The 15,678-nt window shown below is 59.6% G+C and carries 12 protein-coding genes; 5 read left to right on the top strand and 7 right to left on the bottom strand.

What is annotated here, in order from left to right:
- Positions 1-162: 162 nt before the first annotated feature.
- From coaA to EKD05_RS03355, 6 genes are all read right to left on the bottom strand, one after another.
- Positions 163-1,122 carry a type I pantothenate kinase gene (gene coaA, locus EKD05_RS03375; RefSeq protein ID WP_129670893.1) on the bottom strand — a complete coding sequence of 320 codons (960 nt, stop codon included), beginning with the start codon at positions 1,120-1,122 and terminating at the stop codon, positions 163-165.
- A 151-nt stretch (positions 1,123-1,273) separates the two neighbouring features.
- On the bottom strand, positions 1,274-2,803 hold the full coding sequence (locus EKD05_RS03370; protein ID WP_129670892.1) for an acyl--CoA ligase: 1,530 nt from the start codon (positions 2,801-2,803) through the stop codon (positions 1,274-1,276).
- A 262-nt stretch (positions 2,804-3,065) separates the two neighbouring features.
- Positions 3,066-4,688 (bottom strand): gamma-glutamyltransferase family protein, encoded by a 1,623-nt coding sequence (locus tag EKD05_RS03365; RefSeq protein ID WP_205703857.1) that lies wholly within the window; start codon positions 4,686-4,688, stop codon positions 3,066-3,068.
- A 188-nt stretch (positions 4,689-4,876) separates the two neighbouring features.
- A complete protein-coding gene (locus EKD05_RS26635; RefSeq protein ID WP_240695611.1) occupies positions 4,877-5,263 on the bottom strand; it encodes a DNA cytosine methyltransferase in 387 nt (128 codons plus the stop codon).
- Positions 5,229-5,654, bottom strand: a complete 426-nt coding sequence (locus tag EKD05_RS26630) for a hypothetical protein (RefSeq protein WP_240695610.1) — start codon at positions 5,652-5,654, stop codon at positions 5,229-5,231. Before EKD05_RS26630 ends, EKD05_RS26635 begins: the two co-directional genes overlap by 35 nt.
- The gene (locus EKD05_RS03355) at positions 5,651-9,034 is read right to left on the bottom strand and encodes an AAA family ATPase (RefSeq protein WP_129670890.1); all 3,384 of its coding nucleotides are present in this window, start codon (positions 9,032-9,034) and stop codon (positions 5,651-5,653) included. Before EKD05_RS03355 ends, EKD05_RS26630 begins: the two co-directional genes overlap by 4 nt.
- Before the next feature lie 310 nt (positions 9,035-9,344).
- Between EKD05_RS03355 and EKD05_RS03350 the strand changes: the two genes are divergently transcribed.
- The 5 genes from EKD05_RS03350 (at position 9,345) to EKD05_RS03330 (ending at position 14,010) form a co-directional block, all read left to right on the top strand.
- Positions 9,345-10,097 (top strand): ABC transporter ATP-binding protein, encoded by a 753-nt coding sequence (locus tag EKD05_RS03350; RefSeq protein WP_129670889.1) that lies wholly within the window; start codon positions 9,345-9,347, stop codon positions 10,095-10,097.
- 370 nt (positions 10,098-10,467) lie between these two features.
- Complete coding sequence (locus EKD05_RS03345; protein ID WP_129670888.1) at positions 10,468-11,763, top strand: hemolysin family protein; 1,296 nt, start codon at positions 10,468-10,470, stop codon at positions 11,761-11,763.
- Between the two features lie 204 nt (positions 11,764-11,967).
- Entirely contained in the window at positions 11,968-12,414 is a 447-nt protein-coding gene (locus EKD05_RS03340) for a hypothetical protein (RefSeq protein ID WP_129670887.1), read from the top strand.
- A 52-nt stretch (positions 12,415-12,466) separates the two neighbouring features.
- A complete protein-coding gene (locus EKD05_RS03335; RefSeq protein ID WP_129670886.1) occupies positions 12,467-13,504 on the top strand; it encodes a hemolysin family protein in 1,038 nt (345 codons plus the stop codon).
- 83 nt (positions 13,505-13,587) lie between these two features.
- On the top strand, positions 13,588-14,010 hold the full coding sequence (locus EKD05_RS03330) for a universal stress protein (protein ID WP_165360562.1): 423 nt from the start codon (positions 13,588-13,590) through the stop codon (positions 14,008-14,010).
- Between the two features lie 25 nt (positions 14,011-14,035).
- Here the strand turns inward: EKD05_RS03330 and EKD05_RS03325 are convergent, their stop codons facing one another.
- Positions 14,036-15,580, bottom strand: coding sequence for a cryptochrome/photolyase family protein (locus EKD05_RS03325; RefSeq protein ID WP_165360561.1), 1,545 nt, complete (start codon positions 15,578-15,580; stop codon positions 14,036-14,038).
- Positions 15,581-15,678: the final 98 nt, after the last annotated feature.

Below are 15,678 nucleotides of genomic sequence, written 5' to 3'. Positions count from 1 at the left end.
GCTTTCCCGCAAGCAAGCTCCAACGTGCAATCGCCCTGAGCGTTGGACTCTCCATCTGCCCCTGGGCACGAGGGTCTCCGCGATGTCCCTGGGCGCGAGGGCGTCTCGCCCTGGAACGCCGAACGAGGGCATCCTCGCCCTCGTTCCAAGAAGAACTGCGTGCTACAACTTCCGCAGATAGACTTGCTCCAGCGTATGACGTACCCCTTTTTCCAGGATCAAGTCGGCCCGCTCACGCGTTGGCTCAATATTCTGTTTAAGGTTGACATAATTGATCTCACGCCAAATCCGCTGCGCTGTCGCAACCGCTTCGGCTTCACTCAGATCCGCATAGCGTCGAAAATAGGACGTCGGATCGCGGAAGGCCGTCCGCCGCAGACGCAAGAAGCGTTCGATATACCACTGATCGAGCAGGTGTTCGTCGGCATCAACATAGATCGAAAAGTCAAAGAAATCCGAGACAAAATTCTGAGGAGCCTGGGCGACCCTTCCCCCACGTTGCAGCACGTTCAACCCTTCGACAATCAGGATATCAGGGCGATCAATCACCATCGTCCGATCCGGCACAATATCGTACACCAGGTGTGAATAGATCGGTACCTCAAGGCGTGGCACCCCCGATTTGACATCTGACATAAATTGCAGTAACCGCCGCCGGTCGTAGCTCTGCGGGAAGCCCTTGCGGTGCATGATCTTGCGCTGTTGCAGCACCGTATTTGGATAAAGAAAGCCATCGGTGGTGATCAATTCAACCTTGAGATCACCGTGATAGCGTGAGAGCAAGGCCTGGAGAATACGGGCTGTACTGCTCTTGCCCACCGCCACACTCCCGGCGATGCCGATGACATACGGCACCCGATTGGCCGTCGGGTTGCCCAGAAAGACATTTGTCACCTGATAGAGCTGCTGCGAGGCATCATAATAGAGTTGCAGCAAACGGACGAGGGGCAAATAGATATCGGCAACATCTTCGAGCGAGACCGTATCGTTCAGGCTAACTAGGGTATCCAGTTCTTCAGCGTAGATCGGCAGTGGCACCCCCTCGCGCAGACGTGCCCATTCGTCACGGGAAAAGATGAGATACGGGCTACAACGTCGCTTGGCAGCGAGCATAGATGCCATCACGCTTCCTCTCATAACTTGTTACTCATCTGTCAACAGAGTCTTCCGGTCTTCCCGGGAGCGCGGGCGGCCCGCCCGCTTCTCCTTCCGAAGAAGGTTCTTTGCGCCTTTGCGTCTTTGCGTCAAATCATCAGCAAACGATGCTGAACGACTATTGACTCAACCCGAGCGCCTTGGCCATCGTGATCCGCTGCAGTTTGCCGGTCGCCCCACGGGGCAGGCTTTCGAGCATATGGATGCGCCGTGGCACTTTGAAGTCGGCCAGGGTTGCGGCACAATAGTCCCGTAACGTCTGTTCGCTCACCTCTTCTTTGAGCACAACCGCCGCATGGACTTCCTCGCCCAGCGTTGGGTGGGGCACGGCAAACGCGAGCGCTTCGGTCACCGCAGGATGCCGCAAGAGCACGTCGTCGATCTCGAGTGGCGAGATCTTTTCGCCGCCACGGTTGATCAGTTCTTTCAGCCGTCCTGTCAGATGCAGATAGCCGTCACCATCAAGCATCCCCTGGTCGCCCGTGCGAAACCATCCTTCCACAAACGCGGTGGCATTGGCTTCGGGGTTATTTTCGTACCCATCAACCACATTTGTTCCGCGCACCACGACCTCGCCGCGTTCACCCTGGGGCAACAGTGCCCCGTGCTCATCCATAATCCCAACCTCGACGCCAAACCCGATGCCCACCGAGCCAGCCTTGCGCGGGGCCGGTGGCAACGGGTTCGACGTCATCTGGTGGCTCGCCTCGGTCATGCCATAGCTCTCGAGCACCGGTGCCCCAAAGACGGTCTCGAGGCGCTCCATCACCACCGGTGGCAGAGGTGCGCTACTCGAACGGATAAAGCGGAACGGATTGGCCCGAATCAGGTCGAGGTTGCGTTCGGCGCGCGCCAGCAGCAACTGGTGCATCGTCGGCACCGCCGAATACCAGGTCGGACGGAACTGCTCGACCCAGTTCCAGAATTTCAGGCCATCAAAGCCCGCCGGACAGATCACCGTACCCCCGGTTGCCAGGGTACTCAGCAGCGAGGCGACAATGCCGTGGATGTGAAAGAGGGGCATCACGCAGAGTGCCCGATCCTCGCCATTGAGGTTGTAGGTCGCGCCAATATGGGCTGCCGAAGCCGCCAGATTGCGGTGACGGATCGGCACGCGCTTGGGCCGACTCGTGGTGCCGCTGGTGTGCAGGATCATCGCAACATCATCAGGGGTTGCGAACGCCGCATCTCGTGGCTGCGGCGCAGGCGTAGCGCCCCCCGGCTGAAGCGTAAACGTGCCGTCATCGGCCGCCACCACTTCCAGCACAAACATGCCCGGCAAGAGCGCCGCCCGCGCCTCGGCCTGGGTCTCCGGCAACACCACGAGCGCCTTGGCCTGGGTATCCTCAAAATAGAAGGCAAACTCCTCTTGCCGATACTTCGGGTTGAGCGGCGCAGCGGTGGCGGCCGTAGCCGTGGCGAGAAAGGTGACCACCATCGCCGGGCCATTGCCCATCGCAATGGCGACCCGATCACCACGGCCCAGCCCGAATGACTGCAACTGGGCCGCCATCGCGACCACCGAGGTGCGCAAGCCTTCATAGTTCAACCCTGGGTACTCCGGAGCAACAAGGGCGGCAGCTTCAGCGTCGCCCTGTTGCAACAGGTCAAGCAAGGTTTTCTGTATATCATTATCAATCAGCGCCATTGATACAACCCCCTTGGATCACATTGACTTACTAGACAAGGATTTAGAAGATAGCAAATAGGAAATAGCCAAGCGCATCGGGAAGCGATGCATGCCTTCGAACTGTAAAGTGGTCCCTTGTCCTAGTATGTAACGTACTTTTTCTGCCAGGCTCACCGCCTTGTCATGCTGAGCGCAGCGAAGCATCTTTGCCGTCTGGACGCCTAAGACCCTTCGCTTCGCTCAGGGTGACAAAATATTAGCAAGCTTACGTCACAGCCCCTTACCAACCGACGGCGACCCCATCGCAGCGTGTTTCAGTGCCGGCCACATACTCGCCCGAGTCGCGCCGCCAGATAATCTGACCACGCCCAAAGCCACCGACTTCGGCTTCCGCGATCACCTGATGCCCACGGGCCATCAACCCCTCGATAACATGGCGGGGTGTCTCAAGCTCAACGCGCACGCTGCCATCCCGTTCCCAGCGCCAGCGCGGTGCATCAAGGGCTGCCTGGGGATGCATCCCATAGGTGAGGCTGTTGACGATCACCTGGGCATGGCCTTGCGGCTGCATATGGGCACCCATGACGCCAAACGGCCCGATGCCCTGCCCATCTTTCAGCAGAAAACCGGGAATGATCGTGTGGAAGGGGCGTTTGCCGGGCACGAGCATATTGGGATGCCCAGGGGTCGTGACAAAACCACAGCCACGATTATGCAGCGCAATGCCCCAATCGGGCACTACCACCCCCGAACCAAAGCCCATATAGGTTGACTGGATCATGCTGACCATCCGCCCTTCGCGGTCGGCAGCACAAAAATAGACTGTACCACCTTGTGGCAATTCACCGGGGCCAAAATCTTGGGCCTGGTCACCAATCAGGCTGCGCCGTGCAGCCAGGCGTTCACGGTCAAGCATCGCCGCTACCGGCACCTCGGCCATCGCCGGATCGCCAACATACGCAAAAATATCAGCAAAGGCCAGCTTCATCGCCTCGATCTGCAGATGGAAGCTCGCCGCCGAGTCACGCGGATGGCGCGCCAGATCGACGCCATCAAGGATACCGAGCGCCAGCAACGCCGCGATGCCCTGCCCATTCGGCGGAATCTCGGCCACCGTATAACCACCATACTCCATCGTAAGCGGTTCAACCCACTCGGAACGATGCGCCGCGAGATCATCTGCCGTCAGCAGACCACCGGTTGCCTGACTGAAGCGCGCGATCGCCTCAGCGATCTCACCCTCGTAGAAGGCACGCGGCCCAACCTCAGCGAGCATCCGCAACGTCCGTGCGTGCCCAAGGCTACGGAAACGCTCACCGGCCCGTGGCGCACGACCATCGAGGGCAAACGTCTTGAGAAAACCGGCAAACTCAGGGCTCACACGGTCGTGCGCCGCAGCGACCCCCTTCGCCCAGAAATGGCTCACCATTGCGGCCACCGGTGCGCCCTGTTCGGCATAGGCAAGCGCTGGACCCAACACCTGGGCCAGCGGCAGCGCCCCAAAGCGGCTATGCATATCCCCCCAGAGCTGCACCACCCCGGGCACCGTCACCGGCAACCAGCCAAAGGTCGGCATCGTACCGTGTCCCGCACGCCCAAGCGCCTCCACACTCAACGCAGCCGGCGCCCGCCCCGACCCATTGATCCCGTGCAGTTTAGCCCCATCCCAGATCAGCGCAAAGCCATCGCCCCCAAGCCCATTCGAGGTTGGCTCAAGGACCGTCAAACACGCCGCAGCGGCGAGCGCCGCATCAACCGCCGTCCCCCCGGCCTGCAACATCGCAAGGCCAGCCTGCGACGCCAGCGGATGGCTCGTCGCCACAACGCCATTCCCCGCGATCAACGGCACCCGGCGAGCAGCATAAGGAACATGTAACAGATCGTTGTTCACACGGCACCCCATCGGGCTAGACAAGAAAGCATCAGGCAGGCACCAATGCACACGCCTTAGGTGAATTATGCCACAGAATTGCAACTGTACGGGCACGGCGCCGCCGTGCCCCCACCGCCGTGCCCCCACCGCCGTGCCCCGCCGTAGGGACACGGCTTGCCCGTGCCCTGCCCGTCCCCATCTGCCTTAGGTTGCTCTTCTCAGCTTTGTCCACTTTGATGCTTTGAACTGAACCCCTCCCGAACATACAGCGTTCTGCGGATGACATCGTTTTTATCCATTTGTGCTTCAATCTGGACTTCCACAACTTCTGCAAGAGGCCGTAAGAGGTGCCTTTCAAGCCAGGAGACGACCGGAACAACGACTGCGTCACCCATGACGTGATAGCCTTCATTGTAGCTAGCAGGCAAAGTGTAAGAGTCAGGCAAACCCATGAGTCGGGCCGCCTCACGTACCGAGAGTAAGCGTGAGCGAATACGTTCACCTTCTACAATGAGGAGTGTTTGCCTGCTTGACCCACCGGCAGGTGTTCTCAGGCAGCCACTAATCCCATCAAAGCGAACTTCTGCGCGCTGGGTTTTTTCCATCCTGGGTTCGTGTGCGTTTGTAAATCGTGCCAATCTGTAAGTCTTGCATGAATTGAGCTTGCCGAACTTTCGCGAGATTTTGCGGAGACATCATGGATAAGAGGCGCATTGTTTCGGCTTCGCTGTGCCATTCTATCTCTGTCGATTCAGTATCGATCAGATCAAGCAATGATTGTCGCCCAACAGGTGCCGCAGGTACATTCCACCATGTCCAATTATGTTTCAAAAAAAGAGGTAAATCAGCATAGGCTTTCATGAGCGCTTGATTGTGCCAGGAAGGTTGTGGTGACGGGTGCATCAGATGGCTCGGGATTTGCACAGCATGCTTCACCGCTACAAAAAACAAGCGTGGGCGAGATTGTGGCACAAAATGGACTGCATCAATCGTCAATGCGCCGACCTGATAAGTGTTCTCAAGGCCACCTCACGCACAAAGGCTTCCCGCAAGGCGCTGTCGGTGAACCGTGCGGCCTGGCGCTGTAGGGCTTGCCGGGCTGCGTCGCGGTCGTGCAGCGTGCCGGAGATCTGGTACTGTACGATGAGGAGGCGCAGGCTGTAGCGCTCAAGGTCGGTTTTCGCCAGGTGCGCTGTTGCTTCGTTCAGCGCTGCCTCGGCCAGGGTGCGATCCCCCGTCGCCAGGGCGACCTGCGCAAGCAAGATGAGGATGTCGGCATCGTGTGGGCTTGCATGCTCGCGCCACCAGGCGATGGCTGGCATCAATCTTGCCAGGGTGTCGCTTGTTGCAGTGGTCGCCAGGTCGTATTCCGCCCACGCTCGTGCCCAGGCGAGATACGGCCGTCCCGAGGTCAAATCAGTCGGGTGCAGGTGCCGCAACACTGCGTCGGCTTCATCATGTTCGCCTGCCGCGATCAGTACCCGCGCAAGTCCGGCACGGTGCCAGATGCCATACGCAGAGTCTGCCGGTAGGCCGACGCGTTCACTCAAGACGACGAGTTGGCGCATGGCGGCGATTGCGTCGCTGTGTTGCCCCATGTTGCTGCTGTAGAGGCCGTAGTTGTAGAGTAAGGCCCCATACGCCCAGGGGTCATCCAGGGTGCGATACAAGGGTAGCAGGGGGCGCAGGTAGCTACGCGCCGCTTCCCAATGCGCAAGGTAGGCGTTCGCTTCACCAAGCTCGCGCAGAGCGTCGGCCCACGCCGGGTGCGGCGGGCAATGTGGCTGGTACGGGGTCAACGCGAGCGCCCGCTGCGCACTGGCAAGCGCCTCGTTGCACTGGCCTTCGGCGCGCTGGGCAAAGGCGCAATGACACAGCGCCTGATAGAGCACCGATGTCGCCTCAGCTGCCTCGGCCAGCCGACACGCCGTCTGGAGATGCGTCAGGCCTTCCCGCGAACGCCCCAACGCATCGGCCAGGTGCCACCCGAGCGTCTGGTGAAGGCGCGCTGCCGCGACCTGATCGCCGGTCGCCGTCGCCAGCGCCAGCGCTTCGGTCGCGGTCACGTCAACCTCTGCGGCCCGCCCTTGCAACACCGCCAGGCTCATCTGCGCCTCAAGCGCCTCAAGTTGCGCCCCTGACTCACCAAGCTCGTGCGCCATCGCCAGCACCTGCGCAGCGTCGCTGGCCCAGGCCTCAAGGTGCAACAGGGTGCGGTGGAGCGCGAGGCGTTGGCGTAGCAGGGTCAGGTGCCGGGTTGTCGGTTGTTTGATCTGGGGGAGCAGTCCGCACGCAGCCTCAAGATTTGTTAGGGCAACCCCATAGGCATAGAGCGCCGAGGCTTGCGCGGCTGCCTGCTGATAGGCGCTGAGCGCCGCCTCCCCAAGCCCCGCTTTGGCAAAGTGAGGCGCCACGAGCGCTGGCTGATCCGGGTATGCCTGGGCGAAGGCTTGCCCAGCCCGCCGATGCAAGACCATCCGTCGCCACGGCGAGAGCTGCTCGAGCACGGCGCTGCGCAGCAACGGGTGCGCAAAGGCGAGCCGCGCTACGGTTGCGTCTGCGGTGTGTATCCCAAGCACCTGGTGTGTCGTCAGTTCTTCGAGGCCTTCACCGATCGCCGCCGCTGACCGCGCCGCCACCGTTGCGAGCAGGCGCTCATCGAGGTGAGGGTCGAGGATCACCGCCGCTTCCAGCACCTCACGGGCCAAGTCGCTCAGGTGGCTGATCCGCGCCAGGATCGCCTCGCGCACCGTTACAGGGAGTGGGAGCGTGGCTGGAGAGGGATGTGGTTGCGTGCGCTCTTGCAGTGCGCGCACGATTTCGAGCATAAAGAAGGGATTGCCCCCGGTCTCCTGATGGATCTGGGGCACCAGTGCAACGGGTGGCGGCGGTGAGAGCGAGCCAAGCAACTGCTGGGTTGCCGTGATGTCCAACGGCCCAACGTCGACCTCGGCCAGCCGCCCGGCACGCCGTAGCCGCTTGCGCAACTGGTCAAGTCTAGGCGTTACCGTGGTGGCCGTCGCCACCACAACCAGCGGGGTAGCGCCCCAATTGGTCACCAGCGAGCGCAACCATCCCAGCGTCGCTTCATCGGCAAACGGCAGATCATCGAAGCAGAGTAGCAGCGGTTGTTGGGCCGCAAATGTGCCCAGCACCTCGGTCAGCGCCGTATAGAGGTGCTGTTGCGCAAAGGCCGTCGCGACCCCGATCGGCAGTGGGAGATCGGGGAAGTGCTGGCGCAACTCGGGTAGCAACGGCAGCAACTCGCTGCGCCAGTGGGCCGGAACTGTCTGCCACAACGCCGGCGTATGCAACGTCTGACGCAACATCTGGATCAACACGGCATACGGCATATGCTGCCCATCAATATGGCAGATGCCCGTCAGCACAAGCCCCGCTTGACGCGCCACATAGTCACGCATCAGGCGCGACTTGCCCATCCCCGACTCACCGCTGATGAGCATGAAGCCGCCCCGTTGCGGCTGCTCCATCATAAAACGCGCATAGGCTACCTGCAAACGCCCAAGCTCCTCAGTGCGCCCAACCAGCGGCACCTCCAGTGAAGGTAAAATTGGCACAATTGACACTGTATCAAATAGGCTTTGTTGCCCCGACAGTGTCTGCGTTGGGGGCAACGAAACGCCGTCAGGCGGCGCGTCAAGGCGTGATCGTTGTGCTCCTGGTTGCAACACCGCACGCGTTGACGGCAACGGCCCAACGCCCAACTCACGTTCGAGCACCCGGCAGCACAGCTCAAACTGCCGCCATGCAGCCGCCCGATCGCCGACAGCCATAAAGAGCTCGATCAACCGACGGTGCATTGGTTCAGCGAGTTCATCGCCTGCGAGATACCGTTGGGTAAACTGGATCGCTGCCGTCAGATCGCCCAGGGCAACGGCGCGCTCAGTTGCCACTTCGAGTCCACCGAGGTAACGTGCGTGAAACTCGCGGGCCGTCGCCGCCTGCCACAGCTCATATTCAGGCGCATCAGGCAACGCAAAGCCATCCATAAACGGACCCCGATAGAGCGCCAGCGCCTCAGCGAGGCCAGCCAGATCGGGGGCAGCCGTGCCACGCACAAACGCATGGCAATCAACCTCAACCAGCGCGGCAGCGAGGGCCACCATCTCCTCATCAACCAGCACCAGGCGTGGTGTCGGCAATGCCGCACGCAGACTCGAAAGCAAGCGCGTCATATGGCGTCGTGCCATGTGATCGGGCGCATCAGGCCAGAAGAGAAAGGCCAGCCGATCACGCGGCAGCGGCTGAAGCTGCGCCGCCAACCGGTACAACAATGCACGCACCCGTCGTCGTGGCAACACCAGCGGCTCTCCCTGCCATGTCACCCGACACCCACCCAGAAGCTGAATTCGCATAGCCTGATTGTAGCACTGCCCCGCCGCCACCAACGCCACCTGTGCCCCAACTCATGCTACAATGCCTCCGGCGTGCTGCCTAGTGAAACCCTTGCCCTCATCTCTAGGGCGATCGCATCATACGAAACCGGATAAAAATACGCTCTATGTGGCAGCATGTGCATGCAACCAGCAGCGCAAACGGCGGCCCCCGGCCCTGTAGGGGCACCCCTTGCGGGTGCCCTGGTGGGGTGCATGCACGGAAGATGCAATCGCCCTGCCCTCATCTCGCTGCGTGGCGGCGAAGCCGCCACGCAGCGAGTATAATCCTATGAACGAACCAATCATTGAGGCCGTGGGCCTGCAAAAACGCTTTGGTGATACCGTCGCGGTCCAGAACGTCGATCTCAGCATCTATCCTGGTGAGATTGTGGGCTTTCTGGGGCCAAACGGGGCGGGCAAGACGACGACGATCAAGATGTTGATCGGCTTGCTGCGCCCAAGTACTGGGGTGGCCCGCATCGGCGGGTTTGATCTGCAAAAAGCCCCTTTGCGCGCCAAGGCGCTGCTTGGCTATGTGCCTGATCAGCCCTTTTTACCCGAAAAGCTCACCGCCCGCGAATATATCCAGTTTATGGGCGGGCTCTACCGTCTTGACCCAAAGATCGCCCGTGACCGCGGCGAGCATCTGTTGCGCCTCTTTGGGTTGACCGACCGTGGCAATGAATTGCTCGGCGGCTATAGCCACGGTATGCGCCAGAAGGCCGCGCTCACCGGGGCACTGCTGCACCAGCCACGCGCCTTTTTTCTCGACGAACCAACCGTTGGCCTCGATCCGCGCAGCGCCCGGTTGATCAAGGATCTCCTGCGTGAGGTCGCGGCCCAGGGCACCGCTGTCTTCATGTCAACGCATATCCTTGAGATCGCCGAGCGCATGTGCGACCGGGTCTTTATCATCAACAAAGGGGCCATCATTGCCTCGGGCACCCTCGATCAACTGCGCGCCGGCGGCGACGCTAGTCTCGAAGATATCTTCCTGAGCCTCACTGGTGACCCCGATGAAGTTGCGTTGCTTGATGAGTGATTAGGGTCGCAAACGTAGCGCTATTGGGGCACTGGTCGGTCAGGGTGAAATGAACTGGTGCCCCATCGGTTCGCGCTCCTAAGCAGCAAAACCCGCCTGAGACCTCACAGGTCTTCGAGACTTGTGAGGTCTGGTCTGGCCACAATACCTGCAAAGAAGACCTCACAGGTCTGCTCGTCCGCATTGGGACGCCATCATCAAGACCTGTGAGGTCTCTTCTCGTGCTTCTTTGCAAGGTATTGGGTCTAGCCAAGCAGAACTGCTATAATTGCTTCCATTGCCTTTGGCTTGAATGGGTGTCAACCAATACGCCGGTGGCATGTGCTCCAGATATGATCAGCATAACACACGAGAAGGTAACACAATCAATATGACCATTGAAATTACTATCATTTTGGTGTTGATTTTAGCCAATGGGATCTTTGCAGGAACAGAACTGGCCATCCTGGGAGCAAAACGGGGACGGTTAGAGCAGCACGCGGCTGATGGAAGTGCCGGTGCGGCGGCGGCTCTCCGCTTACAAGACGATCCCAATCGCTTTCTCTCCGCTGTCCAGGTTGGCATTACCCTAATTGGTATTCTCACCGGCGCGTTTGGCGGTGCCAGCATTGCCGCTCGTCTGTCGCCGTCGCTAAGCAGCCTGCCTGTGGTTGGGCCGTATGCGACCCAACTCGCGTTCGGCATTGTGGTTGTGGTGATCACCTTCTTCACCCTGGTTTTTGGCGAACTGGTGCCCAAGCGGCTTGCGTTGCTCAAGGCTGAGCAGTATGCCATGCTGATTGCCACCCCAATGACCTTCATTGCCCGGTTGAGTAGCCCGGTAGTCAGCCTGCTTGCCTTCTCCACCCAACTCGTGCTGCGCCTCCTCGGTCTCGATAAAACCCTCCCGGCGCAGGTGACGGAAGAAGATATCCAGGCTCTGGTTCGTGAAGGTGCCTCTGGAGGCGAGGTCACATTGCACGAGCAGCAACTTATTGAGAGTATTTTCGAGTTTAGCGATCAGCAAGTGCGTCAGATTATGACCCCGCGGCGCGACATCGTTATGATCGAGGCTGAGGCAACCCTGGGTCAGATCATGCCTCAGGTGCTGGAGGATGGCTACTCGCGCTTTCCGATCTATCAGGATACGCCTGACCAGATCATTGGTATCGTTCATGTCCGTGATTTGCTGATGCTCTATCACCGCGAAGGCGAAGCTGCGCTGGTGCGGAGCGTCATCAGCCCGCCCCTCTATGTCGCCGAACATAGTCTGGCCGCCCAGCTCCTGGCGACGTTTCGGAAACAGCAGCGGCATATGGCGATTGTCGTTGGCGAAGAAGGGGGAGTGGAAGGCCTGGTCACGCTGGAAGATGTGCTCGAAGAGATTGTGGGCAACATTGAAGATGAATTTGATGAACCTGAACCCGAATTCATTGTGAGTCGCGAGGATGGTTCATGGCTCATTGATGGGCGTCTGCCCACGGATGATCTGAAAGCCCTCTTGGAGGTGGACGAACTGCCAGACGAAACAATCTATCGTTATGATACGCTCGCTGGCCTGGTCATCACATTGCTCGGCCATATTCCCACCACAGGCGATCATGTGGAGTGGGATCGCTGGCGGTTCGAGGTCGTCGATATGGACGGGCGGCGCATTGACCGCATCTTGTTGAGCAAGCACACGTAGGGGCAATACCTTTTAGTATGTAACCTACGTTTTCTGCGACCCCTGGGTGCGTGGGCGGCCCGCCCGCGCACCCAGGGGCGTATCATAGCAAGAAACCGTACGTTACATTTCCTGTAAAACCATTAGCCGACACTCCTCAGATACAAATTGTCTAGGACTGCTATCTTCATCACGGTGCAAGCTTTTGCTGGTATCATATAAAGCATGGAGAGTCTCTGGATGCTGGCTGAACTTGATATCGTATATATTTTTTCGGATCCGCTTTTTGATGCTACTCTTGTCGTATTAAGCAGCTTGCTCGCTGCTATCTTGCTCATTTTGGCCCATCGGTTGTTTACCTTCAACCTTTACCATGCCTGGTTGGTGCTTCGTCAGATCGTAGGTTGGCTGTTGATCATCATCGGCCTCCTGGGCATGATCCTCCCTGGGCCAGGCATCCCGTTCTTCGTCCTTGGGGTGTTGCTCGTTGGGCGGCGGCATCATCTGATCCGCCGGAGTTGGGTCTTGTTGCGGTTGTCCCTGCGTCGCTTGGGCCAACGTCCTGGACTGCTTGGGCGGGCCGCACAGTTTGCGTATCGACATATTCAACGTATGCGTGCGCAGATCAGACCGATGCTCCGCAACATAAGCGCTAGGTATCACCGCTCATAAACAGTGGCTCGAAGCATCGTATTTTCGTAGCGCTACAGCGCTTATAAAACATATGAGTTTACTCTTTTTCATCATCTTCCTGACGTTAAGTGTCTCAGCCGTTTGTTCTGGGGCCGAAGCGGCCCTCTTCTCGGTCAGCATGGTGCGGGTACGCCAACTCGCCGAAGGCGGTGGGGCCTCAGCGAAGGCCTTGCTGCACATCCGCGAAAACATGGCGCGTCCGATCAGCACGATTGTGGTGCTGAACAATGTCGCGAATATCGGCGGGAGCCTGGTGATCGGTAACCTGGCGACTGAAGTCTTTGGCAGTCAGTGGATTGGCGTCTTTTCAACTTCACTCACGCTCGCCGTGATCATTTTTAGTGAGATTATCCCAAAGACGCTTGGCGAGCGTTATGCCGCGACGATCGCGCCAATTGTGGCCAGGCCTGTCCAGTTCTTGACGATCCTCTTTACGCCGATTGTCTGGCTCATCGAACGCATCGTTGCCCCGATTGTCACAACGAATCGGGCCCCCACGACCAATGAAGCCGAAATTCGCCTGCTGGCGCGGATCGGTCAACAGGAAGGGGTCATCGAGCATGACGAGTCAGAGATGATCGAGCGCGTCTTCCGCCTCAACGATACGGTCGCCGGGCATATTATGACGCCGCGGGTCAGTATCACCTATCTCCACGCCGATGATACGCTCGCGGCGGCACGCGCGACTATGCTCAGTGCTGAACATTCGCGGCTGGTCGTCATCGGTGATTCCATTGACGAAGTGCGTGGCATCGCGTTACGGAGTGAACTGCTCGCGGCGTTGTTAGCCGGGCATGAACAGCAGGCCGTCGCAGCGCTGATGCGCCCGGCAAACTTCGTGCCCGCCAGTATACGGGCCGACAAACTGCTGGAAGTCTTCCGCCAGACACGTCAACACCTCTCGGTCGTCATTGATGAGTATGGCGGTCTTGCCGGTGTGGTCTCGCTTGAAGATGTGCTCGAGGTGCTCACCGGTGAAATTGTGGACGAAACCGACCGGGTCGCCGACCTCCAAGCCGAGGCACGCCGGAAGAATCAGAATCGCTTTGACCAACCATCCGACACCTGATGCGGTGAGCGATCGCCGTACAGAGGCAGACGTTTCGCCACATCGATTGGATGCGTTGCGCCAGACGTATGAGGAGGTTCACGATGTTTGAACGTATTGCCTTCGCGACCGACGGTTCGGCAGTGTGTGAGCGAGCGCTCGACTATGTTGCCTCATTAGCGCATTGTTATGCCGCGCATGTCCTGGTATTGAACGTTGCCGCCGCCCCACCAGTTGCGATGAGTGAACCCTACCTCCATCATGCCTTGCAGTCCAGACGCCAACAAGCCGCCGCGTGTGTCGACGGAACACGCGAGCGCCTGCGCGCCCTGGGCGTCGTCGAGGTTGAGATGGTGGTTCTTGAAGGCCCTCCTGCCGAAGCCATCCTTGAACAGATCGCGCAATGGCGCGCCACTTTGCTTGTGATCGGGGCCCATGGAGAACACCCGTGGCGCGATCGAATCTTGGGCAGTGTGAGTTTGGCCCTGACGCAGCGTGCGCCATGTCCGGTGCTGGTGATGAAATGAAACCTGAATGAAGGCCTCGACACGCTCAGGTCGCTGCCTGCTGAAAGCCGAGCCGTTCCAGAACGAGCCGGGCTTCTTGCTGGATCACGGTTCGTTCTTCCGCCGTGAGCCGATTGAGGCCCAGTACCGCCGGCCCGAGCCGTGGGTTGGCGCGCAGGGCTTCTTCATGGGTGATCAGGAAATTCCAGTAGAGCAGGTTGAACGGGCAGGCGTCAGGGCCGGTGCGCTGTTTGGCGTTGTAGCGGCAACTGGCGCAATAGTCGCTCATCTTGTTGATGTAGTTGGCCGAGGCGATGTAGGGCTTCGTGGCGATGCCGCCCCCGTCGGCGTTGAGGCCCATGCCAAAGACGTTGGGCACCATCACCCAGTCGTAGGCGTCAAGGTAGGCCGCCAGGAACCATGTGTTGACCTCGTGCGGCTGCACTCCGGCCAGCAAGCAGAGATTGCTCAGCAGCATCAGGCGTTCGATGTGATGCGTGTAGCCGGTCTGCAAGGCGCGGGTGATCGCGTGGTGCAGGCAGTTCAGGTCGGTTGCGCCCGTCCAGAACCAAGCGGGCAAGGTGCGGGTGGCGTTCCAGGCATTTTTGGTCGCCAACGCGGGCATCTGACGCCAGTATTGCCAGTACATATACTCGCGCCAACCGAGCACCTGCCGCACAAAGCCTTCCACTGAATTGAGCGGTGCCTTGCCGTCGTGATACGCTTGCTCGGCGGCCCGGATGAGGTGCATAGGTTCGAGCAGGCCCAGGTTGAGATAAGGCGAAAGCCCCGAGTGGTAGAGCAGCGCTGAGCGCATCGTCATCGCGTCTTCGTACGGGCCAAAGTCCGCCAGGCGCTCGGCAAGAAACGTTGCGAGCAACTGCGCCGCCTCGGTATGCGTGACAGCCAGGTTGAAACCGGTCACGTCGCCGATGCCACCGGGCCTCCGGGCGACCTCTTCCATAACCTGCTGCGTAAGGGCATCAGGCTCGTGCACCAGAGGCTCGGGCGGGGTCAGGGCGCGTGGCAAAGGCTTGCGATTCTCGGCGTCAAAACTCCACTTTTGCCCGATAGGGGCGCCATCTTTTTCCAACAAAACCGCAAAATGACGCCGCATGGCACGGTAGAAGGTCGCCATCATCACGGTGCGTGTGGGCGGGGCGTCGGGGAACGGGTCGAACTGGCCGACGAGGAACTGCGCATTGGGCAGGATCGTCACGGGGAGACCGAGCGCATCGGCAAGGGTCTGTTGGAACTGACGGGTCGCATATTCGGCGGCGGCCATGGTGAAGAGGTGGCCCGGCTGCGTACGCTGACAATGCTCACGCAACCCGCTAAGAAAATCGGGGGCGTGCAGATACTCAACCGCATACCCTTGCGCCCGCAGCATGGCCACATAGTGACGCATCGCACTGAGCAACAACACCAGCTTTTTGCGCTGGTAGGGCTGCTGGTTGAGGCGAGCGGTACTCTCAAGCAACACCACGTGTACGGACGACGTCCCCGCCACAGACGCAGCCGCAACAAGCGCAGGATGCGGATCGAGCAACTGATCGCCCAAGATCCAGACGGTTGGCATGGCAATTTTCACCAATGAATCCTTATATAATTTCAATATCTCTTGTGATACAAGTGTTCATGCTCCCCCTAGGAGCGCGGACTGCCTAAGACCTCACAGGTCTTCAAGAC

The organism is Candidatus Chloroploca sp. Khr17 (assembly GCF_004138165.1).
Taxonomy (GTDB): domain Bacteria; phylum Chloroflexota; class Chloroflexia; order Chloroflexales; family Chloroflexaceae; genus Chloroploca.
Note: the sequence above shows the minus strand (reverse complement) of the source record. Positions and strands in the feature narration are given on the sequence as shown.

Excerpts from the sequence above, each read along its gene's own strand:
- coaA (WP_129670893.1), bottom strand. The coding sequence starts at position 1,122 with ATGGCATCTATGCTCGCTGCCAAGCGACGTTGTAGCCCGTATCTCATC.
- EKD05_RS03370 (WP_129670892.1), bottom strand. The coding sequence starts at position 2,803 with ATGGCGCTGATTGATAATGATATACAGAAAACCTTGCTTGACCTGTTG.
- EKD05_RS03365 (WP_205703857.1), bottom strand. The coding sequence starts at position 4,688 with ATGGGGTGCCGTGTGAACAACGATCTGTTACATGTTCCTTATGCTGCT.
- EKD05_RS26635 (WP_240695611.1), bottom strand. The coding sequence starts at position 5,263 with ATGGAAAAAACCCAGCGCGCAGAAGTTCGCTTTGATGGGATTAGTGGC.
- EKD05_RS03355 (WP_129670890.1), bottom strand. The coding sequence starts at position 9,034 with ATGCGAATTCAGCTTCTGGGTGGGTGTCGGGTGACATGGCAGGGAGAG.
- EKD05_RS03350 (WP_129670889.1), top strand. The coding sequence starts at position 9,345 with ATGAACGAACCAATCATTGAGGCCGTGGGCCTGCAAAAACGCTTTGGT.
- EKD05_RS03345 (WP_129670888.1), top strand. The coding sequence starts at position 10,468 with ATGACCATTGAAATTACTATCATTTTGGTGTTGATTTTAGCCAATGGG.
- EKD05_RS03340 (WP_129670887.1), top strand. The coding sequence starts at position 11,968 with ATGGAGAGTCTCTGGATGCTGGCTGAACTTGATATCGTATATATTTTT.
- EKD05_RS03335 (WP_129670886.1), top strand. The coding sequence starts at position 12,467 with ATGAGTTTACTCTTTTTCATCATCTTCCTGACGTTAAGTGTCTCAGCC.
- EKD05_RS03330 (WP_165360562.1), top strand. The coding sequence starts at position 13,588 with ATGTTTGAACGTATTGCCTTCGCGACCGACGGTTCGGCAGTGTGTGAG.